The sequence below is a fragment of the Pseudomonas sp. MWU12-2020 genome (assembly GCF_023100605.1).
Classification (GTDB): domain Bacteria; phylum Pseudomonadota; class Gammaproteobacteria; order Pseudomonadales; family Pseudomonadaceae; genus Aquipseudomonas; species Aquipseudomonas fluorescens_H.
In genome coordinates, this window is sequence record NZ_JALMEX010000010.1 from 137,474 (window position 1) to 161,762 (window position 24,289).

Annotated in this window: 29 protein-coding genes; 27 read left to right on the forward strand and 2 right to left on the reverse strand. The window is 59.3% G+C overall.

Features of this window, described 5'->3' with window-relative positions; all coding sequences use genetic code 11:
* Positions 1-23 precede the first annotated feature (23 nt).
* The 7 genes from fghA (at position 24) to rpoS (ending at position 6,062) form a co-directional block, all read left to right on the forward strand.
* Complete coding sequence (fghA, locus tag M0814_RS21520; RefSeq protein ID WP_103486009.1) at positions 24-869, forward strand: S-formylglutathione hydrolase; 846 nt, start codon at positions 24-26, stop codon at positions 867-869.
* Between the two features lie 43 nt (positions 870-912).
* Positions 913-1,386 carry a 2-C-methyl-D-erythritol 2,4-cyclodiphosphate synthase gene (ispF, locus tag M0814_RS21525; protein WP_007964300.1) on the forward strand — a complete coding sequence of 158 codons (474 nt, stop codon included), beginning with the start codon at positions 913-915 and terminating at the stop codon, positions 1,384-1,386.
* Positions 1,383-2,441, forward strand: a complete 1,059-nt coding sequence (truD, locus tag M0814_RS21530) for a tRNA pseudouridine(13) synthase TruD (protein WP_103486010.1) — start codon at positions 1,383-1,385, stop codon at positions 2,439-2,441. Before ispF ends, truD begins: the two co-directional genes overlap by 4 nt.
* Positions 2,429-3,178 (forward strand): 5'/3'-nucleotidase SurE, encoded by a 750-nt coding sequence (gene surE, locus M0814_RS21535; protein WP_103486011.1) that lies wholly within the window; start codon positions 2,429-2,431, stop codon positions 3,176-3,178. Before truD ends, surE begins: the two co-directional genes overlap by 13 nt.
* Positions 3,179-3,219: 41 nt before the next feature.
* Positions 3,220-3,855: a protein-L-isoaspartate(D-aspartate) O-methyltransferase gene (locus M0814_RS21540; RefSeq protein ID WP_169841266.1), complete on the forward strand. Its 636-nt coding sequence runs from the start codon at positions 3,220-3,222 to the stop codon at positions 3,853-3,855.
* Between the two features lie 212 nt (positions 3,856-4,067).
* Positions 4,068-4,949: a peptidoglycan DD-metalloendopeptidase family protein gene (locus tag M0814_RS21545; protein WP_103486012.1), complete on the forward strand. Its 882-nt coding sequence runs from the start codon at positions 4,068-4,070 to the stop codon at positions 4,947-4,949.
* Positions 4,950-5,054: 105 nt separating this feature from the next.
* A complete protein-coding gene (gene rpoS, locus M0814_RS21550) occupies positions 5,055-6,062 on the forward strand; it encodes an RNA polymerase sigma factor RpoS (RefSeq protein WP_103486013.1) in 1,008 nt (335 codons plus the stop codon).
* Positions 6,063-6,674: 612 nt separating this feature from the next.
* On the opposite strand, the gene fdxA is transcribed toward rpoS, so the two are convergent.
* Together fdxA and mutS are read right to left on the reverse strand one after the other, a co-directional pair.
* Positions 6,675-6,998, reverse strand: a complete 324-nt coding sequence (fdxA, locus tag M0814_RS21555; RefSeq protein WP_003222178.1) for a ferredoxin FdxA — start codon at positions 6,996-6,998, stop codon at positions 6,675-6,677.
* A 163-nt stretch (positions 6,999-7,161) separates the two neighbouring features.
* Positions 7,162-9,744 carry a DNA mismatch repair protein MutS gene (gene mutS, locus M0814_RS21560; RefSeq protein ID WP_003222179.1) on the reverse strand — a complete coding sequence of 861 codons (2,583 nt, stop codon included), beginning with the start codon at positions 9,742-9,744 and terminating at the stop codon, positions 7,162-7,164.
* A 200-nt stretch (positions 9,745-9,944) separates the two neighbouring features.
* Here mutS and M0814_RS21565 point away from each other — a divergent pair, with 200 nt between their 5' ends.
* From M0814_RS21565 to M0814_RS21660, 20 genes are all read left to right on the forward strand, one after another.
* Positions 9,945-10,688, forward strand: a complete 744-nt coding sequence (locus tag M0814_RS21565) for an XRE family transcriptional regulator (protein WP_081794245.1) — start codon at positions 9,945-9,947, stop codon at positions 10,686-10,688.
* Between the two features lie 517 nt (positions 10,689-11,205).
* Positions 11,206-11,622, forward strand: coding sequence for a tail fiber assembly protein (locus tag M0814_RS21570; protein ID WP_103484515.1), 417 nt, complete (start codon positions 11,206-11,208; stop codon positions 11,620-11,622).
* Positions 11,623-11,678: 56 nt separating this feature from the next.
* Entirely contained in the window at positions 11,679-12,254 is a 576-nt protein-coding gene (locus M0814_RS21575; protein WP_103484516.1) for a DUF642 domain-containing protein, read from the forward strand.
* A gap of 110 nt (positions 12,255-12,364) precedes the next feature.
* Positions 12,365-12,706, forward strand: coding sequence for a phage holin family protein (locus M0814_RS21580; protein WP_103484517.1), 342 nt, complete (start codon positions 12,365-12,367; stop codon positions 12,704-12,706).
* A gap of 73 nt (positions 12,707-12,779) precedes the next feature.
* Positions 12,780-13,301, forward strand: a complete 522-nt coding sequence (locus M0814_RS21585) for a hypothetical protein (RefSeq protein ID WP_103484518.1) — start codon at positions 12,780-12,782, stop codon at positions 13,299-13,301.
* A gap of 3 nt (positions 13,302-13,304) precedes the next feature.
* Positions 13,305-13,913, forward strand: coding sequence for a phage baseplate assembly protein V (locus M0814_RS21590; RefSeq protein WP_103484519.1), 609 nt, complete (start codon positions 13,305-13,307; stop codon positions 13,911-13,913).
* Positions 13,914-13,927: 14 nt separating this feature from the next.
* On the forward strand, positions 13,928-14,260 hold the full coding sequence (locus M0814_RS21595; protein WP_003222189.1) for a phage baseplate protein: 333 nt from the start codon (positions 13,928-13,930) through the stop codon (positions 14,258-14,260).
* The gene (locus M0814_RS21600) at positions 14,257-15,252 is read left to right on the forward strand and encodes a baseplate J/gp47 family protein (protein ID WP_103484520.1); all 996 of its coding nucleotides are present in this window, start codon (positions 14,257-14,259) and stop codon (positions 15,250-15,252) included. The genes M0814_RS21595 and M0814_RS21600 overlap by 4 nt, the downstream gene beginning before the upstream one ends.
* A complete protein-coding gene (locus M0814_RS21605; RefSeq protein WP_103484521.1) occupies positions 15,249-15,902 on the forward strand; it encodes a phage tail protein I in 654 nt (217 codons plus the stop codon). Before M0814_RS21600 ends, M0814_RS21605 begins: the two co-directional genes overlap by 4 nt.
* A gap of 70 nt (positions 15,903-15,972) precedes the next feature.
* Positions 15,973-16,503, forward strand: coding sequence for a hypothetical protein (locus M0814_RS21610; RefSeq protein WP_103484522.1), 531 nt, complete (start codon positions 15,973-15,975; stop codon positions 16,501-16,503).
* 80 nt (positions 16,504-16,583) lie between these two features.
* Positions 16,584-17,204, forward strand: coding sequence for a hypothetical protein (locus tag M0814_RS21615; protein ID WP_103484523.1), 621 nt, complete (start codon positions 16,584-16,586; stop codon positions 17,202-17,204).
* Between the two features lie 9 nt (positions 17,205-17,213).
* Positions 17,214-17,471: a tail fiber assembly protein gene (locus M0814_RS21620; RefSeq protein WP_247868526.1), complete on the forward strand. Its 258-nt coding sequence runs from the start codon at positions 17,214-17,216 to the stop codon at positions 17,469-17,471.
* A gap of 86 nt (positions 17,472-17,557) precedes the next feature.
* A complete protein-coding gene (locus M0814_RS21625) occupies positions 17,558-17,743 on the forward strand; it encodes a hypothetical protein (RefSeq protein WP_103367836.1) in 186 nt (61 codons plus the stop codon).
* A gap of 2 nt (positions 17,744-17,745) precedes the next feature.
* On the forward strand, positions 17,746-18,912 hold the full coding sequence (locus M0814_RS21630) for a phage tail protein (RefSeq protein WP_103484524.1): 1,167 nt from the start codon (positions 17,746-17,748) through the stop codon (positions 18,910-18,912).
* Positions 18,912-19,418: a phage major tail tube protein gene (locus M0814_RS21635; protein WP_103484525.1), complete on the forward strand. Its 507-nt coding sequence runs from the start codon at positions 18,912-18,914 to the stop codon at positions 19,416-19,418. Before M0814_RS21630 ends, M0814_RS21635 begins: the two co-directional genes overlap by 1 nt.
* A 157-nt stretch (positions 19,419-19,575) precedes the next feature.
* Complete coding sequence (locus M0814_RS21640) at positions 19,576-20,157, forward strand: phage tail assembly protein (protein ID WP_103484526.1); 582 nt, start codon at positions 19,576-19,578, stop codon at positions 20,155-20,157.
* Positions 20,158-20,285: 128 nt separating this feature from the next.
* Positions 20,286-22,529, forward strand: a complete 2,244-nt coding sequence (locus tag M0814_RS21645) for a phage tail tape measure protein (protein WP_103484527.1) — start codon at positions 20,286-20,288, stop codon at positions 22,527-22,529.
* Entirely contained in the window at positions 22,529-22,912 is a 384-nt protein-coding gene (locus tag M0814_RS21650; protein ID WP_003222209.1) for a phage tail protein, read from the forward strand. Before M0814_RS21645 ends, M0814_RS21650 begins: the two co-directional genes overlap by 1 nt.
* Positions 22,905-23,117 (forward strand): tail protein X, encoded by a 213-nt coding sequence (locus M0814_RS21655; protein WP_103484528.1) that lies wholly within the window; start codon positions 22,905-22,907, stop codon positions 23,115-23,117. Before M0814_RS21650 ends, M0814_RS21655 begins: the two co-directional genes overlap by 8 nt.
* Positions 23,118-23,126: 9 nt before the next feature.
* Entirely contained in the window at positions 23,127-24,155 is a 1,029-nt protein-coding gene (locus M0814_RS21660) for a phage tail protein (RefSeq protein ID WP_103484529.1), read from the forward strand.
* Positions 24,156-24,289: the final 134 nt, after the last annotated feature.

Here is a 24,289-nt window from a genome sequence, read left to right on the forward strand (position 1 = left end):
CGGGGCAGCGTAGGAGTCTTTACATGAGTCTGGAAAACATCTCCTGTCAGAAAAGTTTCGGCGGCTGGCACAAGCGCTATCGCCACCGTTCCGACGTGCTCGGTTGCGACATGGTGTTTGCCGTGTATCTGCCGCCGCAAGCGGAGCAGGGCGGCAAGCTGCCGGTGCTGTATTGGCTGTCCGGCCTGACCTGCACCGACGAGAACTTCATGCAAAAGGCCGGTGCGATGCGCATGGCCGCTGAACTCGGTCTGATCATCGTCGCCCCGGACACCAGTCCGCGCGGCCCGGATGTGCCGGGTGATCCGGATGGCGCCTGGGATTTCGGTCTCGGTGCCGGGTTCTACCTGAATGCCACGCAGGAACCGTGGTCGCGGCACTATCGGATGCATGACTATGTCGTGCAGGAATTGCCTTCACTGGTTGAAGAGCATTTCCCGGCGTCGGATAAACGCAGCATCAGCGGCCATTCCATGGGCGGCCACGGTGCACTGGTTTGTGCGCTGCGCAATCCGGGGCGTTACCAGTCGGTGTCGGCGTTTTCGCCGATCAACAATCCAATGGATTGTCCGTGGGGGCAAAAGGCGTTCTCCCGTTACCTGGGTGAAGATCGCTCCAAGTGGAAAGAATGGGATGCCTGTGCGCTGCTCGCTGAAGCCGCCGAAAAACTGCCGTTGCTGGTCGATCAGGGTGATCGCGATGACTTCCTCGCCACGCAGCTCAAACCCGAAGCCCTGCAACAAGCTGCAAAACAAGCGGGTCATCCGCTGACGCTGCGCCTGCAACCGGGCTACGACCACAGCTATTTCTTCATCTCAAGCTTCATAGACGTCCACTTGCAGCATCACGCACGCGCTCTGCGCGGCTAATGCAGGTAGAATCACGCCCTGACAAAAATCGGGGCGTTTTTTTATGCGTATTGGCCACGGCTACGATGTTCACCGTTTCGCTGAAGGCGATTTCATTACTCTGGGCGGCGTGCGCATTGCACACAGCTTCGGGCTGCTCGCTCATTCCGACGGTGACGTCCTGCTGCACGCCTTGAGCGATGCGTTGCTTGGCGCGGCCGCGCTGGGTGATATCGGCAAGCACTTTCCGGACACCGACCCGCAATTCAAGGGCGCCGACAGCCGTGTGCTGCTGCGTCATGTGGTCGCGCTGATCCACGCCAAAGGCTGGAAAGTCGGTAACGTCGACAACACCATCGTCGCCCAGGCACCGAAAATGGCCCCGCATATCGAAGCGATGCGCGCGTTGATCGCCGCCGATCTGCAAGTTGAGCTGGATCAAGTGAACGTGAAAGCTACCACCACCGAAAAACTCGGCTTTGTCGGTCGCGAAGAAGGCATCGCCGTACACTCCGTTGCCTTGTTGCTGCGCGCATGAACGAACTGCAATTGCTCGGCCCGCGCGCCTATGGCGAACCACTCGGCACTGCGGTACTGAAAGCCATCGCCGAAGATTTCCAGGTCGATGAAGTGCTCGACATCCCGTTCAGCGGCGATGGCGAACACCTGTGGATCTGGGTCGAAAAGCGTGGTCTGAACACCGAAGAAGCAGCACGGCGCATCGCCAAGGCCGCCGGCGTGCCATTGCGCACCGTCAGTTATGCCGGGCTCAAGGATCGTCAGGCACTGACCCGTCAGTGGTTCAGCGTGCAACTGCCGGGCAAGGCCGACCCGGATCTGTCGGCGGCGGAAAACGACACGTTGAAGATCCTCAAGACCACACGCCACAAGCGCAAGCTGCAACGCGGCGCGCATTCGGCCAACGGCTTCACCTTGCGCCTGACCCAGTTTGCCGGCGACAAGGACGCGATCGAACAGCGTCTGCAACTGATCGCCAGGCAAGGCATTCCCAATTATTTCGGCGCCCAGCGTTTTGGCCATGACGGCGGCAACGTCATTGATGCGCGTGCGTGGGCGGCGCGCAAGGCGCTGCCGGAGCAGCGCAATGTGCGTTCGCGGCTGCTGTCGACAGCGCGCAGTTTTCTATTCAATCAGGTGCTGGCCGCCCGGGTGGCCGATGGCACCTGGCAGAAGGCGCAGGTCGGCGATCTGCTGGCGTTCACCGACAGCCGCAGTTTCTTCCCGGCCGGTGAGGCCGAATGCAGCGATCCGCGCCTGGCGATTCTCGACCTGCACCCGACCGGCCCGCAGTGGGGCGAAGGGGACTCACCGACTGCCGGCGCTGTCCATGATCTGGAGCAGGCGATTGCCGAGCGCGAGGCGGATCTGCGCGATTGGTTGATCAATGCCGGAATGAGCCACGAACGTCGCATCCTGCGACTGCCCATTGGCGGGTTGTCGTGGCATTATCCCCAGCCTGACATTCTGCAACTGGAATTCGTCCTCCCGGCCGGATGCTTCGCCACCGTATTGGTGCGCGAACTCGTTGATCTGGTGCCGGTGGGGCAGACGGACAGCCCATGCGTATTCTGATTTCTAACGACGATGGGGTAACCGCACCCGGTCTCGCCGCGCTTTATGCTGCGCTGGCGGATTACACCGAATGCGTGGTTATCGCCCCGGAGCAGGACAAAAGCGGCGCCAGCAGTTCGCTGACGCTCGACCGTCCGCTGCACCCGCAATACCTGGCCAACGGTTTCATCAGCCTCAACGGTACGCCGACCGACTGCGTGCACCTGGGCCTCAACGGCCTGCTGGAGCGCGAGCCGGACATGGTGGTTTCCGGGATCAACCTCGGTGCCAATCTGGGCGATGACGTGCTGTATTCCGGCACTGTGGCGGCAGCCCTCGAAGGACGCTTTCTCGAGCGCCCTTCGTTTGCGTTCTCGCTGTGTTCGCGACAGGTGGACAATCTGGCGACAGCGGCGCATTTCGCGCGCAAACTGATCGAGGCCCATGCCGGGCTGGACCTGCCGCCGCGTACGGTACTGAACGTGAACATTCCCAATCTGCCGATCGACCATATTCGGGGCATTCAGCTGACCCGTCTGGGCCATCGCGCCCGTGCGGCAGCGCCGATGAAAGTGGTCGATCCGCGGGGCAAGGCCGGTTACTGGATTGCTGCTGCCGGCGATGCCGAAGACGGCGGCCCGGGCACTGATTTTCATGCGGTGATGCAGGGCTATGTGTCGATCACGCCGTTGCAGCTCGATCGCACCTTCAACGATGCCTTCAGAAGCCTCGACGGCTGGCTGGAGGGACTGCGCTGATGGCTCGTGAACACGAAGACAGACTGCGCAGCGGCATCGGCATGACGTCGCAGCGCACGCGCGAACGCCTGATCCAGCGTCTCTACGAAGAAGGCCTGTCCAACGCCAAGGTGCTGGAAGTGATCCGCCGTACGCCGCGTCATCTGTTTGTCGATGAAGCGCTGGCGCACCGTGCCTACGAAGACACCGCGCTGCCGATCGGCCACAACCAGACCATCTCTCAGCCTTATATGGTGGCGCGCATGAGCGAGCTGCTGCTGGAGGCGGGGCCGCTGGACAAGGTGCTGGAGATCGGCACCGGTTCGGGTTACCAGACGGCCGTGCTGTCGCAACTGGTCGAACGGGTGTTCTCGGTCGAGCGCATCAAGGTCTTGCAGGATCGGGCCAAGGAACGTCTGGTCGAACTGAACCTGCGTAACGTGGTGTTCCGCTGGGGCGATGGCTGGGAAGGCTGGCCGGCGCTGGCGCCGTACAACGGCATCATCGTCACCGCGGTTGCGACTGATGTGCCGCAGGCGTTGCTCGATCAGCTGGCACCGGGTGGGCGGATGGTGATTCCGGTCGGCTCGGGGGAAGTGCAGCAACTGATGCTGATCGTGCGCGAAGAACACGGCTTTTCTCGTCACGTTCTGGGGGCGGTGCGCTTCGTGCCATTGCTCAATGGCCCACTGGCCTGAGCATTTGTTTGCGGGCGCTGAATTCCTGGCGCTGGCTTCGGTCTTACAGCGGCGGCGAGTGTTTAAACGCACTCGATCGGTTCTCGGCAAACGTGTGCGTGCAGCGATTTCGCTTCATTAAAGGTAAAGACGGCGCGGCCCGTTATACTTGCGACACCTCATGCCTGAATGGGCATTCCATATTTTTTCAGCCACCACAAAGGGAGCGGCGGGTGAGTCTCACAGTCATTGCGCAGCGTATGGGTAACACGAGCTTTCAGCGCCTGGTGACTGGCCTTGTCTTGAGCACCTTGCTGGTCGGTTGCTCCAGCACCAAATCGAGCAACGTGCGGGTGGTCGATCGCAACAGTGCGGCGGCCCAGCGTCCGGCCGTCACGACCGGGCAGTATGTAGTCCGTCCGGGCGATACGCTGTTTTCCATCGCTTTTCGCTACGGCTGGGACTACAAAGCCCTCGCTGCCCGGAACAATATTCCTACGCCGTATACGATCCACCCGGGTCAGACAATTCGCTTTGACGGCCGCACCGGTTCAACACCGACAACGGTGGTGAGCAACGGCGGTTCCGCGCCATCATCGTCGAGCAAAACCACGGTAATCCGGCGCCAGGCGAATGGCACGACGACCACCACGGTGACCGGCTCCGGTGCTGGTTCTGCGGGGGCTGCACCGTCCGTCGCCAGTAAATCGGCACCTGCTCCACTGCCTCCACCGGGTCCGGCCCCGACCGGCTGGGGATGGCCATCTAATGGCATTCTGATTGGAAAATTCTCTTCAAACGGTAGTTTGAATAAAGGAATTGATATCGCCGGAGATTTGGGACAGCCTGTTTTAGCTGCGTCTGATGGGACGGTGGTTTACGCCGGGAGTGGCTTAAGGGGCTACGGCGAATTAGTCATCATCAAACACAGCGAAACCTACGTCAGTGCCTACGGACATAACCGCAGGCTGTTGGTACGGGAGGGGCAGCAGGTCAAGGTCGGACAGACAATTGCCGAAATGGGGTCAACGGGTACAGACCGGGTGAAACTGCATTTTGAGATTCGCCGACAAGGTAAACCTGTAGATCCGCTGCAGTTCCTGCCCAAACGTTGATTTGAGGCCAGCCTGTTCCGTCGCGTAGAGGGGACAGGCTCCAGCGCTGCCAAGGATAAAGGCGTCGCTTGAGCTTGGGGTCGAACTCACCAAAGGACTATAACAATGGCTCTCAGTAAAGAAGTGCCGGAGTTTGACATCGACGATGAGGTTCTCCTTATGGAGACCGGCATCGATTCGGATTCGATGTCGAATGATGAAGGGGCTGCTCCACCTTCCGTTCGTTCCAGATCCAAACACTCCGCTTCACTTAAGCAACACAAGTACATCGACTACACTCGGGCACTCGATGCCACGCAGCTGTATCTCAACGAAATCGGCTTTTCTCCACTGCTCTCCCCCGAGGAAGAAGTTCACTTCGCGCGTCTGTCGCAAAGTGGCGATCCGGCGGGGCGCAAGCGCATGATTGAAAGTAACCTGCGGCTGGTCGTGAAGATCGCCCGGCGTTACGTCAATCGAGGGCTGTCGCTGCTGGACCTGATTGAAGAGGGCAACCTCGGCTTGATCCGCGCGGTGGAAAAGTTCGATCCCGAGCGCGGCTTCCGCTTCTCGACCTACGCTACCTGGTGGATTCGTCAGACCATCGAACGCGCGATCATGAATCAGACCCGGACCATCCGGCTGCCGATCCATGTGGTCAAGGAACTCAACGTGTACCTGCGGGCGGCACGGGAACTGACGCAAAAGCTCGATCACGAACCTTCACCCGAAGAAATCGCCAACCTGCTGGAAAAACCGGTGGGCGAGGTCAAGCGCATGCTTGGCCTGAACGAGCGGGTTTCTTCGGTCGACGTCTCGCTGGGTCCGGATTCGGATAAAACCCTGCTGGACACCCTGACGGATGACCGTCCGACCGATCCATGCGAACTGCTGCAGGATGACGACCTGTCGCAGAGCATCGATCAATGGCTCTCGGAACTGACCGACAAGCAGCGCGAGGTGGTTGTACGCCGCTTCGGCCTGCGCGGTCATGAGAGCAGCACGCTGGAAGATGTAGGCCTGGAGATCGGCCTGACCCGGGAACGGGTGCGGCAGATCCAGGTGGAGGGCCTGAAGCGCCTTCGGGAAATTCTCGAGAAGAATGGCCTGTCGAGCGAGTCGCTGTTTCAGTAAGCGCCTCTGACACCCGCCCATAAAAAGCCCCGACTGGTTCGGGGTTTTTTTATTGCTCGGATATTGGCTGATGACTGTCTGTGGCGAGGGCGCTTGTTCCCGCCGGGTTACGCAGCAATCCCAAAGACTCATGAGCGCTGCGCACTCAAGTGAGAGCAAGCTGCCTCGCCACAAAGTTCACTGTCGGACATACGGTCAGCATTTCCATCGTTTGTAGTCTCACGGTGTAAGCCTTGGCTTACTCTTTCGTAAGTGTTCCCTATTTTTGCAGGACGGCAGACGTCGATTGCTCAGAGTGATCGAGTTTAACTACTTGATTTAAAAGTTTATTTTTTATTGTGAAGTGCTTATTACAGGGTTTTTCAGCCCGCAACGCCGATTGCTCTCGGCAGGGAACTCTTTAGTATCAGCACTGTGTCGACGGACAGACACGCCCTTCAAGGAAGAGGGGAATGGACATCGCAGGACGCGATTCATCAGGACGATGAAAAGGAATACAGGGAATAGGGAAAAAATGTGGGCGGGTCAAACCGCCCCTTTTTTTGCCTGTAGAAAAGTAAAACCCGGAAAGCAAAAAGGCCCGCAAAGGGCCTTTTCGTAACGCGCGACAGATCAGCGTTCGAGGTCTTTGATCTTGCCTTTGACGCCATCCCACTCTTCGGCATCCGGCAGCGATTCTTTCTTCTCGGTGATGTTCGGCCAGATTTCGGCCAATTCAACGTTCAGTTGAATGAACTCCTGCATATCCTCCGGAACTTCGTCCTCGGAGAAAATCGCGACGGCCGGGCATTCCGGTTCGCACAGGGCGCAGTCGATGCACTCATCCGGGTGAATCACCAGGAAGTTCGGGCCTTCGTAAAAGCAGTCCACCGGACAGACTTCTACGCAGTCGGTGTACTTGCACTTGATGCAGTTGTCGGTGACGACGAAGGTCATTTCTAATTTTCTCCTCAGGCGGCGGCAGCGTTGCCCCTTCACGGTTGGGGTCGCCAGGTTCGGGAGCGATGTCTGCCAGCCAGGCTATTAGCCAGCAGCATCCCAAACCGCGCGAGATTCTAACAGCTTGAAGCCGTTTGCGTTATATCCGGTTCTTTAGTGCTTAGATCCGGTTCTTGAGTGCATATAACAATTCGAGCGCTCGACGCGGGGTCAGGTCATCGAGATCCACTTTGGCCAACTCATCGAGCACTGGGTGCGGCAGGCTGGCAAACATATCGCTTTGCTGCGGAGCGGCCGGTTTGCCTTTGATGGCAGGCTTTGGCGCTTCATGCGGCAATGCGGTGTCTTCCAGTCGGCTCAAGTGCTCGCGGGCACGCACGATCACTTCACTCGGCACGCCGGCCAGTTGCGCTACCGCCAGGCCGTAGCTCTGGCTGGCAGGCCCCGGCAACACATGGTGCAGGAACACGATGCGCTCGTTGTGCTCGGTGGCGTTCAGATGCACGTTGGCCACCAAAGGCTCGGCTTCCGGCAACACGGTGAGTTCGAAATAATGCGTAGCAAATAGAGTATAGGCACGCAGATGCGCCAGACGCTCGGCGGCCGCCCATGCCAGCGACAGGCCGTCGAAGGTGCTGGTGCCGCGCCCAACTTCGTCCATCAGCACCAGGCTGCGTTCGGTAGCGTTGTGCAGGATGTTGGCGGTTTCGCTCATCTCGACCATAAAGGTCGAACGGCCACCGGCCAGGTCATCGCTGGAGCCGATCCGGGTGAAGATCCGGTCCACCAGCGACAACTCGCAACTGGCCGCCGGCACGAAGCTGCCGATATGCGCCAGCAGCACGATCAATGCGGTCTGGCGCATGTAGGTGGATTTACCGCCCATGTTCGGACCGGTGATCACCAGCATCCGGGTGTTGTCATCCAGGCTCAGGTCGTTGGCCACGAACGGCGTGGTCAGCACTTGCTCGACCACCGGGTGACGACCCTGGGTGATGCGCATGCAAGGCTCGCTGACGAAGCGCGGGCAGTTCAGGTCGAGGTTCAATGCACGCTCGGCGAGATTACTTAGCACATCCAGTTCGGCCAGCGCGCCGGCGGTGTCCTGCAGCGGTGGCAGTTGGCTGATCAGATCTTCCAGCAACGCTTCATAAAGCATTTTCTCGCGGGCCAGGGCACGGCTCTTGGCCGACAGCGCCTTGTCTTCGAACTCTTTCAGCTCCGGCGTGATGAAGCGCTCGGCGCCCTTGAGCGTCTGGCGACGGATGTAATCGGCCGGAGCGGATTCCGCCTGCTTGCTCGGCAGCTCGATGAAGTAGCCGTGAATGCGGTTGTAGCCGACTTTCAGGTTGGCCAGGCCAGTGCGCGCCTTTTCCCGGGCTTCGAGATCGATCAGGAACTGGCCGGCGTTCTCACTCAGCGATTGCAGCTCATCGAGTTCGCTGTCGTAACCGGTTTTCAGCACGCCGCCGTCGCGGATCACCGCTGGCGGGTTGTCGATAATGGCTTTTTCCAGCAGCGCCGCCAGTTCCGGGTAGGTGCTGGTGGTGGTTGCCAGGCGTTGCAGGTGCGGCGCTTCCAGGTCGGTCATCGCCACTTGCAGTTGTGGCAGGGCGCCGAGAGCATCACGCAGTCGAGCAAGGTCGCGAGGGCGCGCATTGCGCAGGCCGATCCGCGCCAGAATCCGCTCGATGTCGCCGATTTCCTTCAGCTGTGGCTGGAGTTTTTCGAAGCGGTAGCCATCGAGCAGACAAGTGATCGAGGTCTGCCGCGCCAGCAGCACGGTCAGATCACGCAGCGGACGGTTCAGCCAACGGGTCAGCAAGCGGCTGCCCATCGCGGTCTGGCAACGATCGACCACCGATTGCAGGGTGTTGTCGCGACCGCCGGCCAGGTTGGTATCGAGTTCCAGGTTGCGGCGACTGGCGCCGTCGAGCACCACGGTGTCATCCAGGCGCTCATGACGCAGGCTGCGCAGATGGGGCAGGGCGGTGCGCTGGGTTTCCTTGGCGTAGGCCAGCAGGCAACCGGCGGCGCCGATGGCCAGGGTCAGGGTTTCGCAGCCGAAGCCTTTCAGGTCTTGGGTGGAGAACTGCTGGCAGAGACTTTTCAGCGCCGAATCACGCTCGAAATCCCACGGTGCGCGACGACGCACGCCACGGCGTTTTTCCGCCGGCAGGTCTTTCGGCCAGTCGTCCGGGATCAGCAGCTCTACCGGGTTGACCCGCTCCAGTTCCGCCAGCAGGTTCTCCCAGCCCTTGATTTCGAGCACGGTGAAGTTGCCACTGGTGATGTCCAGCACGGCCAGACCGAACAGACGCTCGTCGCCCAGTACCGCCGCAATCAGATTGTCGCGGCGCTCATCGAGTAGCGCCTCGTCACTGACCGTGCCCGGGGTAATGATCCGCACCACCTGACGTTCCACCGGGCCTTTACTGGTGGCCGGATCGCCGACCTGCTCGCAGATCACTACCGACTCGCCGAGCTTGACCAGTTTCGCCAGATAACCTTCCGCCGCGTGATAAGGAATCCCGCACATCGGAATCGCCTGTCCCGCCGACTGACCGCGCGCGGTCAGGGTGATGTCGAGCAACTTGGCAGCCTTCTTCGCGTCTTCATAGAAGATCTCGTAGAAGTCGCCCATGCGATAGAACATCAGCTGGTCCGGGTGCTGGTTCTTCAGGCGCCAGTACTGCTGCATCATCGGGGTGTGGGAGGACAGGTCGGAGACGGCTTTATTCATCGGATTGTCAGGTAACTCGTTAAATGATGTAGGGCAAAAGCAAGGGCAACCGCCGGGCTTTTCCGCGATGGGCGCAAGGTTACCATGGGCGGTCTGCTTGACGCAGGCATGACAGTCCGCTGGCACTTTCTGCGTTTAATTGTGATATATGCACGATTTATGCAAATCAGCATTTGTCTTCGGAAAAAACTTCAAGCACTATGCGCGTTATGCAAAAACGCAACGTATCCTCCGTCTTAAGAGCACTGCTCGACCAGCACGGGATCTCCCCTACGGAGCTCCACCGTCGCACCGGCGTGCCTCAATCAACGCTCTCGCGGATTCTCAGCGGGAAGATCGTCGATCCTTCGGATAAACACATTTCGAAGATCGCCGAATACTTCAATGTGAGCACTGATCAATTGCGTGGTCGCGCAGACGTCGCACCGGCGACGGGCGGCGCGCGTGATGACGTGCATGCGGAACTCAAGGACATAAGCCTGTGGGACGACGATACCCCTGTCGATGACGACGAGGTGTCGGTGCCCTTTCTTCGCGAGGTTGAATTGGCTGCTGGATCAGGAAGATTCGTCATCGAAGAGAGCGAACGCTCTAGCCTGCGCTTCGGCAAGCGCAGCCTGCGCCACAACGGTGTGCAGTTCGACCAGGCCAAATGCGTGACGGTGCGCGGTAACAGCATGATGCCAGTGCTGCGTGATGGCGCCACGGTCGGGGTGAACGCCGGCAAGTGCGGGATCGGCGACATCATCGATGGCGACCTGTACGCGATCAATCACAACGGTCAGTTGCGTGTGAAGCAGCTCTATCGCCTGCCGACCGGCATCCGTCTGCGCAGCTTCAATCGTGATGAGCATCCGGACGAGGACTACAGCTTCCAGGACATGCAGGAAGAGCAGATCGTCATCCTCGGTCACGTCTTCTGGTGGGGCATGTACGCTCGATAGACTTCCCCCTTCACTGAAAACCCGCCCCTTGGCGGGTTTTTTTTCGCCCGAATAAAACCTCCAACGCCTTGATTTATGCGGCTTTCATGCGCCTGTGCATTTCTTGCGCATAAATAAATGCATTTATGCATTGACTGTATATGCATCCATGCATATCCTTGCCACCAAGCCGCTCGACAAAGCGGCTGGCAACAACAGCTCTTTAGTTCCACAAGAACAGGCAGCGATGAACCGGCCTCAACGGTTCAGAGGGTTGGCAACTGACCCGGGTGTGCAGCGTAAAGCACCAAGAGCAGTTATCCGGCGGGCAGGGACCGCGGTCGGAAAAACAATTTGAATGGACTCGTACCGCGCCAGTAGCGCCGAAAAGTCAGCTTCCTTCTCGAACACAGGATTTGAAGGAAGGCGAAGGAGCGCATTACTGAAAAGCCCGGCAACCATTGCCGGGCTTTTTGGAATGCCTACCCGGGCAGGAACTGAAAAGCCGGAATGCCGGCAATCAATAAGGATGATGAGCATGAAGAAGTACGCACGTGTTGTCGCAGGCAAAGTCGACAACATTTTTGAAACTGCTAACCCGATCACCGAAGAGTTTCCGGCGAACCAAGTCTGGGTGGATGTCAGCGCATTGCCCAAAATCGACTACTCCTGGAATGCGGTGAACACCGACGGCGTCTGGACATTTACCGACAGCGATATGTGGGGTCAGCCATCCCAACTGTCCAACGAACTGCGCGCTGCCAGAGCCCCACGTCTGGAACGAGCCAACAATACTCTGGCTTCCTCCGCGCTGGCCTACAAAGTTGAACTGGGTCTGGCCACTCCGGCCGATAAAGCCGCCTTGCTGGCGTACAAGCAATTCTTTATCGATATGAGCAATGTCAATAAACAGCCTGGCTATCCGCTGACCGTCACCTGGCCAGAAGTTCCATAAACGCTGTTTGATGCACGCGCAACTTCAGCAATGCCAGTTTACTCATAGGGAAATGCATGAACATTTTGAAGAAGTACGTCGTATTGATGCTCGCTGCTGTGTCGTTTGGCGCGGGAGCCAATGCAGTCGCCGCCAACCTTCTGGTCAACGGCAGCTTTGAACAGCCCGGTTGCAGCGGCAGCTGCATTCTGGACACCCCGGCGAAAGCCAATTTCATCACCGGCTGGACGACGTTTCTGTCCGGTGCCGAGTACTTCAACTTGCCAGCTTCGTTCGGTTCCGCCGCAGCCGATGGCGTGGCGATTGTTGACTTGGCCAACTACGTTTACGGCAATGGCGGCGGGATTCAGCAGAACTTCGCCACCACCGTAGGCGCCAAGTACCGGTTGACCTTCAGTGCGGGTAACTCGCGTTACGCCAGCCGCTCCGGCGACGGTGTCATTCAGGTGAAAGTGGCTGGCCAGACCGCTACGTTCAGCACGCCGTCTGCCAAAGGCGTCGCGGTGGAGTGGAGCACCATCACTTACGAGTTCACCGCGATCACCCCACAGACAACGTTGGCGTTTTTCAACGAACAGAACCCGTATGCCAACTTTGCCTTTATCGACAACGTCATTGTTGAACCTCTGTAACCGATATCGCCGCGAATTCGCGGCGTTTTATTCAAGCGTGAGCGGCGACACCGATGCGGTGTCGCTTCCCCACAATCCGTTCATTCATCAACGCTCCCAGGAGGCGTGACATGACAACCGAGCAACAAGCGTTGGCGGACATGCCGGTCTGGCTGGTTATCCTGCTTGCCTTGGTGGGCGGGGTATCCGGTGAAATGTGGCGCGCCGACAAGGACGGCGCTCGAGGCTGGGCGCTCATGCGACGTCTGGCGTTGCGCTCCGGTGCCTGCGTCATCTGCGGGGTGTCCGCCATTATGCTGTTGTACGCCGCTGGCATGTCGATCTGGGCTGCGTGCGCAATCGGCTGCCTGACCGCCATGGCCGGTGCCGACGTGGCTATCGGTCTGTACGAACGCTGGGCCGCCAAGCGTATTGGCGTGTGCGAAGTACCGCCACCGCACGATCCACAGTAAACCCTCACTTTCCTGCCTCGCTGCAACTGATGCGGCGGGGCTGCGCGTGGACATTTGAAAAGGAGGTCAATGCATGCCCGCACCGATCCAGCAGCCTTCGCAGCTGTTCACGGCGATGGCGACAACCTTGCGCAACAGCGCCGGCCTGAACCTGCAGGTCGGCAATAACGACGACTTCACGGCACCCGGCGCTCAGGCCTGGGCGTTGATCGACTTCGACCGTAATGCACCGGGCGCACGTGCCGCTGACGGGCGTATCGCCCACGTCATGACGGTGTCGCTGCAAGTCATTCCGGCACTTTCTGCGAGCGCATTTGCCGCCTGCGATCTGATCGCCGTACTGAAAAACCTGATCACCGACAACCGTTGGGGACTGCCCGGCGCTCAATGTGATCTGCCGATGAACCTTGATGGTCTGCCGTCAGTGCTGATCCGCGCCGACCAGCCATACAAGGCGTGGACGCTGACCTTCACCCAGACCCTCTATCTCGGCCCGACGTTGCTCGACGACCCGCTCGGTACGCCGAAATTCGCCCGCACCTGGGAAGTCAGCAACATCGATGACCCCGACCAATACACCGCGCTGGAGGCCTGACCGATGTTCGACGCATTACTGCGCATGCAACTGGGGCCGATCATCGAGCGGCTGGCGGAGATGGAAGCGGAAATCGACGACCTGCACCGACGTGCCGAGAGTTTTTGTCGCATCGGCGTCTGTCAGGCAGTCGATGCTGCGAGCAACACTTGCCAAGTCAGCCACGGAGGATTGCTCACGCCGTCGATCAAGTTCTTCAACCCCAGCGCCGGAGCGCAGAGCGAGTCGCGGATTCCGAGCGTGGGCGAGCAGTGCCTGCTGTTCAACTACGGCAGCGGTGAAAGCGGCGCGCAAAGCGTGGCGTTGTTCGGCCTCAACAGTGACCGATTTCCGCCGACGGCGACGGTACCGACGCTGACGCGCCGGGTGCATGTCGACGGCAGCGAAAGCGGCTACGACGACGCCACGCACACCTTGCACTGGCAGAACGCCCCGGCTGCATTCAGTGGCTCTCGCGAGTCGCTTGCACTGAGCATCGGCCCGGCGCAACTGACGATGACGCCACAGCTGATCAGCCTGCAACTGGGCGGCGTCGGCCTGAGCATCGATGCCTCGGGCGTGCACTTCAGCGGCCCGTTGGTGGATCACCAGGGCCGCGTCATCAGCCCCTGAATCAAGAGCTTCCCATGATCGGAATCGATAGAGACTCCGGGGCCACGGTCGACGACTGGCTGCAGTTTGTGCAGCGCGCGACACGAGCCCTGACCACGCCGCTGGGCACCCGGCAAAAAAGGCCCCTTTATGGCTCGCTGATCCCCACGCTGCTGGGGCAGAACCTCGGTGACGACGTTCTGCTTCTGGCGCAGAGCCACGCGGCTCAGGCGTTCTACAACGCGCAGAACGGGATCAGCGATTTTCAGCCGAGCGTGATCGTCGCCAGCCGTCAGGGCGCCGGTCTGCTGCTGCGTTTCGCCGGCACCTGGAAAAACCGTCAACAGACCTTCGAGGTAGTGACATGAGCATGTTGATCCCCGGCCAGAACCAATTGGCCGAACCGGCGCTGATCACCGTCGACGCCTTCGAAGACCTGCTCGCCGAGTTCAAAAACTTCGTCATCGAATACGTCGGCGCCCGAGCGCCGGACAGCGCGGCGAAACTCAAGACCAGCCTCGACAACGAAAGCGAGCTGCTGACCCTGGCGCTCGAAGCCTTCTGCGTGCGCCTGCAAACCCATGAACGCAAATACAACGCTCGCATCAAGCAGATGCTGGCGTGGTGGGCGACCGGCAGCAACCTCGATGCACGGCTGGCAGACATGGGCCTGGAGCGGCAGTTGCTCGATGCGGGCGACCCTGCAGCCTTCCCGCCGGTACCCGCGATTTACGAAAGCGACGACGACGCCCGGCTGCGCTATTACCTGGCACCGCACGCCCCGGCAGCGGGCTCGCGAATGCAGTATCGCCGCGAAGTGTTTACCCTCGGTGAGCGGCCGAAGGTGAAGGTCGAATCCAGCGATGCCGGTGTGGTGAATGTCACCTACACCTTCAATCCGGACGGCCTCGCTGCACAGGTCAAGGACGGCAACGGACGCCGCACGGCGCCGGGCGAAGTGCAGGTCACAGTGTTGTCCCGCGACGGCGATGGCACCCCGTCTGCAGCGTTGCTTGACGGTGTACGCCAGCACTTCGCCCGGCCCGATGTGCGACCGGAAACCGACCTGGTCACGGTCAAGGCTGCGGACATTCAACGCTACAAGATTCGTGTGGTGGCCAAGATCAATTCCGGCCCCGACTCGGGCCTGACCAAAGTTGCCGCACAGCAGCAATTGCAGGCCTACGCCGACAGTTGCCATCGCCTCGAAGGGCGGGTCGATCCGAGCTGGATCGACTACACGCTGCACAGCGCTGGCACCGTGCAACTGCAGATTCTTGAACCGCTGGCGCCGATCGTCACCACGGCGTTTCAGGCGCCGTACTGCACGGCGGTCGAGGTCGAGGTGCTGACGCTATGAGTGAGCCAACGCATAGCCCGACGTTGCTGCCGGCCAACAGCTCGGCACTCGAACGTGGACTGGATCTGGGCTTCGGTGCGCTGCTTGATCGCATCGCGCCGCCGTTCCCCGAACTGATGAACCCGAGCAAAACGCCGGTGGTTTTTTTGCCGTATCTGGCGGCGGATCGCGGCGTCAGTGAGTGGGATGCCGATGCCAGCGAGACCGAAAAACGTCTGACGGTATCGCTCGCCTGGCAAATACAGCGCCAGGCGGGTACTCGCCAGGCGCTGAGTCATGCCGTTGAGTCGTTGGGTTTCACGCCGAATATAGCGGCCTGGTATCAGCAGAGACCGGCAGGTCAGCCCTATTCTTTCGACGTGCAGGCGCTGATTGGTACGCGTTGGTCGAGCGGCGATCACAACCGCCTGATACGGCGTGTCAATGCAGCGAAAAGTGAGCGTGATGAGGCAACCATCACCATCGTTCACAGCACCCGCGCCGGTTTGCAAGCTGCTGCGGCTGTTGACCCCGGTCTGAGTATTCATGACTGCGAGCGGGCAGGGGCTCTGCCGCAAATCGAGTTGCCTGCTCTGTTGGGGCTCAGCGCGGGTGCATCGCTGGCGCTCTCTGACAGCGAGCTGTCTCTCCACTCGGCGCTGCCTGGGTGAAGGGTCGAGGCGCGGCCAATAAACGCTGGAACTCCAGCGCATCAAAAATCAATGATTGAAGGGCGCAGTTATGACGGATGACGTTACGCGCCTGGTTCGCTTCACCTCTGCGGGACTGGGTGAAGTGTTGCAGGCAAAAAACCAGGGTTTGAAAGGCGAGATCACGCATATCGGTGCCGGCACCGCTCGCTACGATCCTACCGGCTCCGAAACCGCACTTCGCGATGAGCGACAGCGCGTTGCGATTGTCGATTACGAAGACCTGGGTGCAGGACAACTCAGGATGGGAGCGCTGTTCAGCGGTCCGGACGAATATGAAATCGGGGAATTCGGCTTCTATCTCGCCAGTGGCACGCTCCTGGCGGTTTACTCAGTAGCCGGCAAGTTGCTGACCTACAAGGCAAGTGCCGCGCGCGTATTGCAGAAGTTCACCTTGGATGTCTCTCCGCTGCCGGCGGACAGCGTCACCGTGTCGGTAGGAACGGAAAATCTCAATATATTGTTGAGTGAAGAGTTTACGGCGTTGGCATGTGCCGATATCGATAATATGTCCCGTCATGTTCAACTGCTGTTACGGGTAATGGCGCTTGAAACAAGATAAGTCATCGCGGTTGCAGCTGATAAAGGCGAACCTCTCGATAATGGCCGTGTCGGCTTATTAATAAAACAGGAAACTTAAACGTGAGTCTAGAAACTACTGTTGCATCGTTGGTCACGGCTGCAAACAATTTGACCAGTGTCGTGAACGGGAAAATTGGCAGCATTAATACCACCATGGCCACGGCGTTGAATCAGTTCAATGAATGGCGAAGTCTAAAAGATGTTGAAGGTGACCCAACGGCACTGGGTACGATCCGCCGGAATATATTGCAAGGTTTTGTCACGGGCACGGGGGGCGCGCATGGTTTGGGTAGCGAGGGTGGTTTTGTGCCGACAGATCTGGCGACCAGTCTCAATGTCTATATGCATTTCAAGATCCCATTGAATATCAACATCAACTCTGAAATGTTCTGGTTCAATGTAAAGGGCTACAGTTACGGTACGGCAAAAATCATTGAGGAAACAATAGTTGGTTATTGCTATCAGCCTACTCGCTCGCTGCTGAATGTTTCGACCTTTGGCAATATGACGCCTGCTGTTTATGTGGATGCAAATGGCAATATTGTTATGCGAGTGCTGATTCCAAATATTTATTTCACCACGGTTCGCATCGACACCATGCGAGTGGGTAACGGCCGTTTGTTCAATTTGGGTGATTTGAAAACCAAATTGTCCTTGGCCGAGACCGTTTTGTTCAATTAAGGAAAAATCATGATCGAACATATTGAAAGTGTGGCAACTGATCTGCCTCTGGCAGGGCCCATGCCGGAAATCGAATGGGCTGCCATTCGCAGTCGTCGCGATCAATTGCTGCGCGCCACTGACTTTACGCAATTGCCTGATTATCCGGCTACCGCCGAGCAACTGGCACAGCTCAAGGCTTACCGAAAGGCTCTTCGCGACATTCCTGAAACGGTGGAGCAACCCACTGAACTGGTCTGGCCTGAGTTGCCCTCTTTCATCAAGTAAACCCGATACCGCGAAAGCGGTTTTTTTACGTCTGCACAAAGCCCCTACATGGGGCTTTTGCGTTTTGCGTCTGGAGAAGCTCGCAAATGTCTGTTCGCCAAACCTACACCGTGCTCGTCCCATTCCCCACCGGCGGTGGGCACTGGTCGAGCGTCGGTCAAGACCTTGATCTGCTCGACGTCGAGGCCAGTGCGCTGCACAGCGCCGGTCGACTGGAGTTGAAAACACCTACTACCCAGGCCAAAAAGGCCGCTGCCAAGAAGGCTGACTAACCATGGCTGAGGTTCTGAACTTCGAGCACAACGGCATTACCGTCAATGCCACCGAATCCCCCGAGGCCATGGGTGGCCTGGGTGACAACGTCATCGGTCTGGTCGGCACCGCGCCGAAAGCCGATCCGCTGATTCCGCGCAACGCACCGTTCCGCATCAACAGCTTCACCACTCACGCGCTGCTCGATCCGACCGGCGCCGAAGAGGGCACGCTGTACCACGCGGTTTACCAGATCCTCAAAGTGGTCAAGGTGCCGGTGTACGTGGTGATCGTCGAAGCGGGCGCGACCCCGGCCGACACCGTTAACGCGGTGATCGGTGGTGTCGATCCAACCACCGGCCGCAAGCTCGGTCTGGCCGCACTGGGCAGTGTCCCGGAAGACCTGACCATCATCGGCGCGCCGGGCTTCACCGGCACCAAAGCGGTGGCCAGCGAGTTCGCTTCGTTCGGCAAGCGTATCAAGGCCCGTGTGGTACTGGACGGCAAAGACGCTTCGGTCGCTGATCAAGTGGCTTACAGCCAGGAACTGGGCGGCGCCGACCTCGGTTTCGACCGCTGCCTGGTGGTGCACAACATGCCCGCCGTGTACTCGAAAGCCGCGAAGAAAAATGTCTTCCTCGCGCCGTCGAGCCTGGCGATTGCCGCACTGGCCAAGGTCAAGCAGTGGGAGAGCCCGGGCAACCAGGTGACCTACGCCGAAGACGTGTCCCGCGTCGTCGAATACAACATCCTCGACACCTCCACCGAAGGTGATCTGCTCAACCGTTACGGCGTGAGCTACTACGCCCGCACCGTGCTCGGTGGCTTCTCGCTGCTGGGTAACCGTTCGATCACCGGCAAGTTCATCAGCTACGTCGGCCTCGAAGATGCGATCAGCCGCAAGCTGGTCAAGGCCGGCCAGAAAGCCATGGCCAAGAACCTGACCAAGTCGTTCATGGATCAGGAGGTCAAGCGCATCAACGACTGGCTGCAGACCCTGGTCGCCGACGAAACCATTCCTGGCGGCAGCGTCTACCTGCACCCGGAACTCAACAGCGTCGAGAAGTACAAGAACGGCACCTGGTACGTGGTCATCGACTATGGCCGCTACGCGCCGAACGAACACATGGTTTATCAACTCAACGCCCGCGATGAAATCATCGAGCAGTTCCTGGAGGACGTTCTCTAATGTTTACCAACCGCGTAAGACAGGCCATCGCGGCCACCCTGCAAGGTCTGCCGCTGTCGGCGACCGTTGAGGAATTCACCCCGCCGAAAATCGATTTCGACATGGAAAGCATGGCGGGCGGGCGCTTCATCGTTGAGGAAATGGCCAAGAGTGCCAAGGCTCTGAACGCCACGCTCAAGCTGCAAGGCACCGGTGCTGAAGTGTTGCTGGCGATGGGTGTGAAGCTGGGCGACGACATCCTGCTGAACGTGCGTGAAGCCGGTCAGGATCAGGACGGCAACACCTGGTTCACCTATCACACCATCGGCGGCAAGCTCAAAACCATGGGTGAAGACGCGATCAAGATGGGCGGCAAAGCCCTGACGACTCTGGAGTTCTCCTGCCGCACCTACAACCGCCTGGAAAACGGCATCCCGGTGATCGACATCGACGTGCGCACCCAGAAGTTCGTGCTCAACGGCGTCGACATCCTCGGTGATGCGCGTCGTGCGGTGCTGATGCCGTAACTCTCGATACACCCCAAACCCTGTAGGAGTGAGCCTGCTCGCGATGAGGCCAGCACATTCAACATCAATGTGCCTGAAAGACCGCCATCGCGAGCAGGCTCACTCCTACAAGGGAATAGCGACACCCCCTAAAAAAGAATCACCAAGGAATTCATACATGTCGTGGATGCCACCCAAGCATGACCTGCTGTCGCCGATCAGCGGTGACGACGGCGCGCAGATCGAACAGATCCAGCTCAAGCCACTGTTCTACGCCGCGCAGAAAGAAGCGCTGGAACGTGCCGGCGATGATGAAGACGATCAGTTCTTCGAACTGGCGCTGCTCGCCACCGGCCTGTCGGTCAAGGAACTCGACCAGCTGAAACGCCCGGACTACGTGAGCATCGCCCAGTACGTGCACGAGATGTCGACCCGTCCGACGGCGTACTTTCTGGAGCAGGTCGAGGACGCGGAAAAGTCCGACGATCCTGACGAAGTGCAGCTGCTGCAACCGCTCGCCGTGACCGGCCGCACCGTGACCTCGCTGTCGCTGGAAATGCCGGCACTGCGCGCCACCAAAGTGATGAAAAAACTGAAAACGGCCAAGGAACGCGCCGAGTTCATCACTGCCCACTGCACCGGTCTGATGATCCCCGATCTGGCCCAGCTGAGCGTCCCGGACTGGACCCAATTGCAGGTGCGCATCGACGATTTTTTAAACCAGCCGGCGGCCTACTTTCGGAACGCGACATCGAAGTAATCCTCGATATCGTCCCGCTCATTTACCCGGTAAGTGAAGCGGAGATTCTGGAATGGGACGCCGAAAAGGCGTTGCGCCGCTACGACATAGCGATCACTCGCCTTGGCGTGAAACAGGAGTAGAGCGGCATGGCAGAGAGTAAATATGCGCTCGCATACGCCGGTGAGAGTGGCAATACGGCGGACGCGCTGCCGACCAACCTCGGCAAATCACTACAGGATCTGAACCTGACATTGTCCCTGGCAAGCGTGGATATTCGCTTGCTGACTCAGGAGCAGATCAAGCTGCGAGAGCTGCTGGTCAGCCAGCAATCGTTGTTCAAGGTCGTCGCGGCGCCGCCAGCCGCCAACAGTGAGCCGAAGTCAAAACTCAAGGCGGAAATCGAGCAGCGTCCGCCACCGAAAAAGCTGCAATCGGCGATGGCTAACGAGACCGCGCTGGTTGAGCTCAATCAGTTGATTGGGCTCAACAAAGACCAGCTTCAAGCGCATTCAGAGCAAACCCTCGAACTCGCGACTCAGCGATCAGTTGCAGCCAGTGGCGCGACTGGTGCGGATCTGTTGCAAATCCAGCAGGTCGGGGCGCGATCTGGTATTGCCGACGGCGCCAAGGGTGATCAGCGAGCGACAGAGCTAAGAGCGTATTCCGGCGACGCGGCGATCAATGCCACAGCCTTCCGGATTGACGTCAAGGCCGCGGGGGAAATGCTCGCGGTCTGGCGTTCCTCCTTGAAGCTGGATCGATACCAGGGACAGGATCTGGCCGATGCGGTCAGTTACCTGGGCAGCAGCGGTCTGGATGCCAAGCCTGCCGATATCGGCGCGGTCGTACAACGCTCGGGCGAGAGTGCTGTTGCATCGGGAATGACACCGGAACAGGTGGCAGCGTTTGCCACTGCGCTGTTGAACAGCGGGGCCGACAAGGACGGTGCCACTGCGGCATTGAAGAGCTTTACGTCGGTCTTCGGCAAAGGAAACGCGGCGTCAACCGAACAGCGTTCGGCGATGACCCGGTTGCACTTGGACCCCGATTCGTTACCTGAGAAGATGCGCACGGATGCGCCAGGTGCCATTGATTCGGTGCTCGCGGCGCTCGCTAAACAATCCGTACCCGAACGTGCAGCCACAGCGAAGACGCTGTTTGGCGAGAGCAGTACCAGCATTCTTGAGTTGTTGAAGAAGCCCGACGACGTCAAGACAGCCTTCACGCGAGTGTCCGACAAGCACCAATATGCAACCTCGGAGCTGGGTTCCGGCGGCGGTGCCGCGACGAAAACGGCCGAAGCCTTTGGCGATACGTCACAAGGGCGCTGGAATGCGCTGGATGCGAGTCTTAATCGCTTGTCGACAGCGGTGGGAAATGCACTCGCGCCCGTGACTGACGCGTTGGCAGTGTCGCTAACGGCTGTGGTCAATGGCTTGAGTTCAGCGGCTGAAGCACTGCCGTTTCTGGCGGCTGGTCTCACACTTGCCGGTGTGGCCGCCATGCCGTTCGTCGGTGGTGTACTGAAGACCGGGGTCGCCTCGGTGCTGGATGCGGTCAACTCGAAACTGTTGCGTCTGGCGACGGCGCGATTGCCCGCCGATATTGCCGATGTGATCAATGGCGGTGACGACGGCGGCGAGGGGCCTAAAAGAAAGCGCGCCGGTCGACGCGCATCTTCCAGCGCGCGGTCTCGTGTTCCTTCCTCTGGCGCCGGTCGAGGCGGACGTTTGAGCACGATGACGGCCAAAATCGCCCCGATGTTTGACGATGCGATAACCCGCGTGAAAATGGTCGGTGAGATGGCCAAAAGCATGCGCCCGAGTTGGCTCAACGGCGCGACCGCCAAGCTCATGCCGCTGGTCGAGGGTGCCAAATCCAAGCTTCTACCGCCGCTGGTCAAATCATTGCCCGCCTTCAAGATGGGCGCGCCGCTGGCGATTGGTCATGCCGCTTACGCGGGTTTGAAGGGCTGGCGTGACGGCGATGATCAAGCTGTCAAAGGTGCTGCCGGCGAGTTGGCTGGAACTGCGATTGGCGCCACGATCGGCTCGTTCATTGCACCTGGTATTGGCACATTCATCGGCGGCACTCTGGGCGGAATGCTCGGCTCCTATGTGGGGGAACAATGGGGGAAACCTGCCGAGGACAAACTCGCGCCCCCCGCGCAAGTGGCCAAGGATCTGTCCAGCGCACAGACGCTACTCACCAATAACACCTACTCGCCGTTGGTGCAGATCAGCGGCAGTGATGCGCTCAATGCCGAAAAAATCGGCGATGTGGTTTCGCAGGTCATGCGCAACCATTTCGATACCGCATTCACACCCGCTGCAGGCACCAACGCTCTCGCCACCCGCCGTGACGCAGCCCTCACCGATGGAGTCGCCTGATGAAACAACAAATGGCACTGGGCAGTTTCATCTTCGGCCTGTCGCGCAACTTTGCGTACCACCAGCTGCTGCGCAAGGCCGACGGTGGCTGGGCCGAAATACAGATCCTGACCAGTAAACCCAAATCCAGTCAGACCGGGCAAAAACCGGAAACCCTGACCATCACCGGCAAGTCGATGTACGCCGTAGCCATGGACCGGCTCGATGAGTTGCGCGCCTTGCAGGCATTGCGCATACCACTGCCATTGATCGATGGCATCGGTCGCAACTGGGGTTTGTGGCGGATCAATTCGGTTCAGGAAACGCAAACCCAGATCATCGATGACGGCACGGCAATGGTCGTCGATTGGGTCATCGAGCTAGCGGAGTTCAACAATGCGTAAGGTCCGAAGCATGGCCGGTGATTCGGTGAATCTGCTGCTCTACCGCGAAACCGGGCGCAGTGATGACGCCGCCGAAGAAACTCTGTGGATACTCAACCCGACCCTGGCCGAACACGGCCCGATCCTGCCTGCGGGCGTTTGGGTCACGTTGCCGGAACTCGACTCGAAACCGGCCACGATCAAACCGCTCACGGCCTGGGATTAAGGAGGTTGCATGACACTGGGTTTTACGCCGGTCGTTAAGATTTACGGCGCAAACGCGGATCTGCTCAATCAACGCCTGATCAGTTGGGAGCACATCGACGCTGCCGGTTTCGAGTCCGATCAATTGACCTTGACGATTGATCTTGAAGGCCTCGAAGGGCTGCCGAATCTGGGTGGAAAAATCGGCCTTGAGGTCGGTTATCTGGAATCGGGAATGGTCGACAAGGGCCAGTTCAAAGTGACGCGCCTGACGCCGACGCTGTTCCCGTTTCGCCTGACGCTGGTGGCCACGGCGGCGCCGTTCAGCAAGGATGACGAGACGGGCTTCAAGCAACGTCGCACGGCCAGTCATGGCCCGACAACACTGGGTTCGCTGTTTCGCGATCTGGTATCGAGCCATGGCTTTTCACCGCGCGTTGCGCCCGAGGTGGCGATGATCAGGATTGAGCACGTCGACCAGTCCAACGAAACCGACATGAGCTTTCTGACGCGCCTGGCGAAAAAGTACAACGCGGTGACCAAACCCTACAACGACGTGTACGTGCTGGCCCGTCCCGGCCAGACCAAATCGTTGTCGGGCCAGGTGCTGGCGGACGTGACATTGTCGGTGACCAGCAACAACCGTCCCGGCGATCACGCGTTCGTCAGCGCCACGCTGGAGGAGTCTGCCCGCGAGCAGACCAAGGGTTGCAAGACCTGTTTTTGGGATGGCGCTGCAGGTGTGTTGCGCTGGGTTGAAACAGGAATCGCGCCGTTCAAGACCCTCCGCCAGAAGCAACCCACTGAAGCCGATGCAATCGCCGTCGGCGAGGGCGAAGTGCGCAAGATGCTCCGCCAGAAGTACAAGGTGAAAATCACTTGTCCCGGCAATCCACTGCTGGCGGCCGAAGGTCTGGTGCTGCTCGATGAGACCTGGCCGGACTTCATGCGTGGGCGTTGGTCGATCGAAAAAGTCACCGCCAGCGGCAATCGCGAGAACAGCTATCGCTGCGTGATCGATGCCGCGTGCCTCGACCCGAAAGCCGAAGCCAAGGACTGATCTCACACCCACGAGTCCCCTGTAGGAGTGAGCCTGCTCGCGATAGCGGTGTGTCAGGCACATTGATTGTGAATGTGGCACCGCTATCGCGAGCAGGCTCACTCCTACAGTGGATTCGCGGTGTTTTCTGCAAC

Bases quoted from the DNA above. Each gene is read 5' to 3' on its own strand.
- fghA (WP_103486009.1), top strand. From the start codon at position 24: ATGAGTCTGGAAAACATCTCCTGTCAGAAAAGTTTCGGCGGCTGGCAC.
- ispF (WP_007964300.1), top strand. From the start codon at position 913: ATGCGTATTGGCCACGGCTACGATGTTCACCGTTTCGCTGAAGGCGAT.
- truD (WP_103486010.1), top strand. From the start codon at position 1,383: ATGAACGAACTGCAATTGCTCGGCCCGCGCGCCTATGGCGAACCACTC.
- surE (WP_103486011.1), top strand. From the start codon at position 2,429: ATGCGTATTCTGATTTCTAACGACGATGGGGTAACCGCACCCGGTCTC.
- M0814_RS21540 (WP_169841266.1), top strand. From the start codon at position 3,220: ATGACGTCGCAGCGCACGCGCGAACGCCTGATCCAGCGTCTCTACGAA.
- rpoS (WP_103486013.1), top strand. From the start codon at position 5,055: ATGGCTCTCAGTAAAGAAGTGCCGGAGTTTGACATCGACGATGAGGTT.
- fdxA (WP_003222178.1), bottom strand. From the start codon at position 6,998: ATGACCTTCGTCGTCACCGACAACTGCATCAAGTGCAAGTACACCGAC.
- mutS (WP_003222179.1), bottom strand. From the start codon at position 9,744: ATGAATAAAGCCGTCTCCGACCTGTCCTCCCACACCCCGATGATGCAG.
- M0814_RS21565 (WP_081794245.1), top strand. From the start codon at position 9,945: ATGCGCGTTATGCAAAAACGCAACGTATCCTCCGTCTTAAGAGCACTG.
- M0814_RS21570 (WP_103484515.1), top strand. From the start codon at position 11,206: ATGAAGAAGTACGCACGTGTTGTCGCAGGCAAAGTCGACAACATTTTT.
- M0814_RS21575 (WP_103484516.1), top strand. From the start codon at position 11,679: ATGAACATTTTGAAGAAGTACGTCGTATTGATGCTCGCTGCTGTGTCG.
- M0814_RS21580 (WP_103484517.1), top strand. From the start codon at position 12,365: ATGACAACCGAGCAACAAGCGTTGGCGGACATGCCGGTCTGGCTGGTT.
- M0814_RS21585 (WP_103484518.1), top strand. From the start codon at position 12,780: ATGCCCGCACCGATCCAGCAGCCTTCGCAGCTGTTCACGGCGATGGCG.
- M0814_RS21590 (WP_103484519.1), top strand. From the start codon at position 13,305: ATGTTCGACGCATTACTGCGCATGCAACTGGGGCCGATCATCGAGCGG.
- M0814_RS21595 (WP_003222189.1), top strand. From the start codon at position 13,928: ATGATCGGAATCGATAGAGACTCCGGGGCCACGGTCGACGACTGGCTG.
- M0814_RS21600 (WP_103484520.1), top strand. From the start codon at position 14,257: ATGAGCATGTTGATCCCCGGCCAGAACCAATTGGCCGAACCGGCGCTG.
- M0814_RS21605 (WP_103484521.1), top strand. From the start codon at position 15,249: ATGAGTGAGCCAACGCATAGCCCGACGTTGCTGCCGGCCAACAGCTCG.
- M0814_RS21610 (WP_103484522.1), top strand. From the start codon at position 15,973: ATGACGGATGACGTTACGCGCCTGGTTCGCTTCACCTCTGCGGGACTG.
- M0814_RS21620 (WP_247868526.1), top strand. From the start codon at position 17,214: ATGATCGAACATATTGAAAGTGTGGCAACTGATCTGCCTCTGGCAGGG.
- M0814_RS21625 (WP_103367836.1), top strand. From the start codon at position 17,558: ATGTCTGTTCGCCAAACCTACACCGTGCTCGTCCCATTCCCCACCGGC.
- M0814_RS21630 (WP_103484524.1), top strand. From the start codon at position 17,746: ATGGCTGAGGTTCTGAACTTCGAGCACAACGGCATTACCGTCAATGCC.
- M0814_RS21635 (WP_103484525.1), top strand. From the start codon at position 18,912: ATGTTTACCAACCGCGTAAGACAGGCCATCGCGGCCACCCTGCAAGGT.
- M0814_RS21640 (WP_103484526.1), top strand. From the start codon at position 19,576: ATGTCGTGGATGCCACCCAAGCATGACCTGCTGTCGCCGATCAGCGGT.
- M0814_RS21645 (WP_103484527.1), top strand. From the start codon at position 20,286: ATGGCAGAGAGTAAATATGCGCTCGCATACGCCGGTGAGAGTGGCAAT.
- M0814_RS21650 (WP_003222209.1), top strand. From the start codon at position 22,529: ATGAAACAACAAATGGCACTGGGCAGTTTCATCTTCGGCCTGTCGCGC.
- M0814_RS21655 (WP_103484528.1), top strand. From the start codon at position 22,905: ATGCGTAAGGTCCGAAGCATGGCCGGTGATTCGGTGAATCTGCTGCTC.
- M0814_RS21660 (WP_103484529.1), top strand. From the start codon at position 23,127: ATGACACTGGGTTTTACGCCGGTCGTTAAGATTTACGGCGCAAACGCG.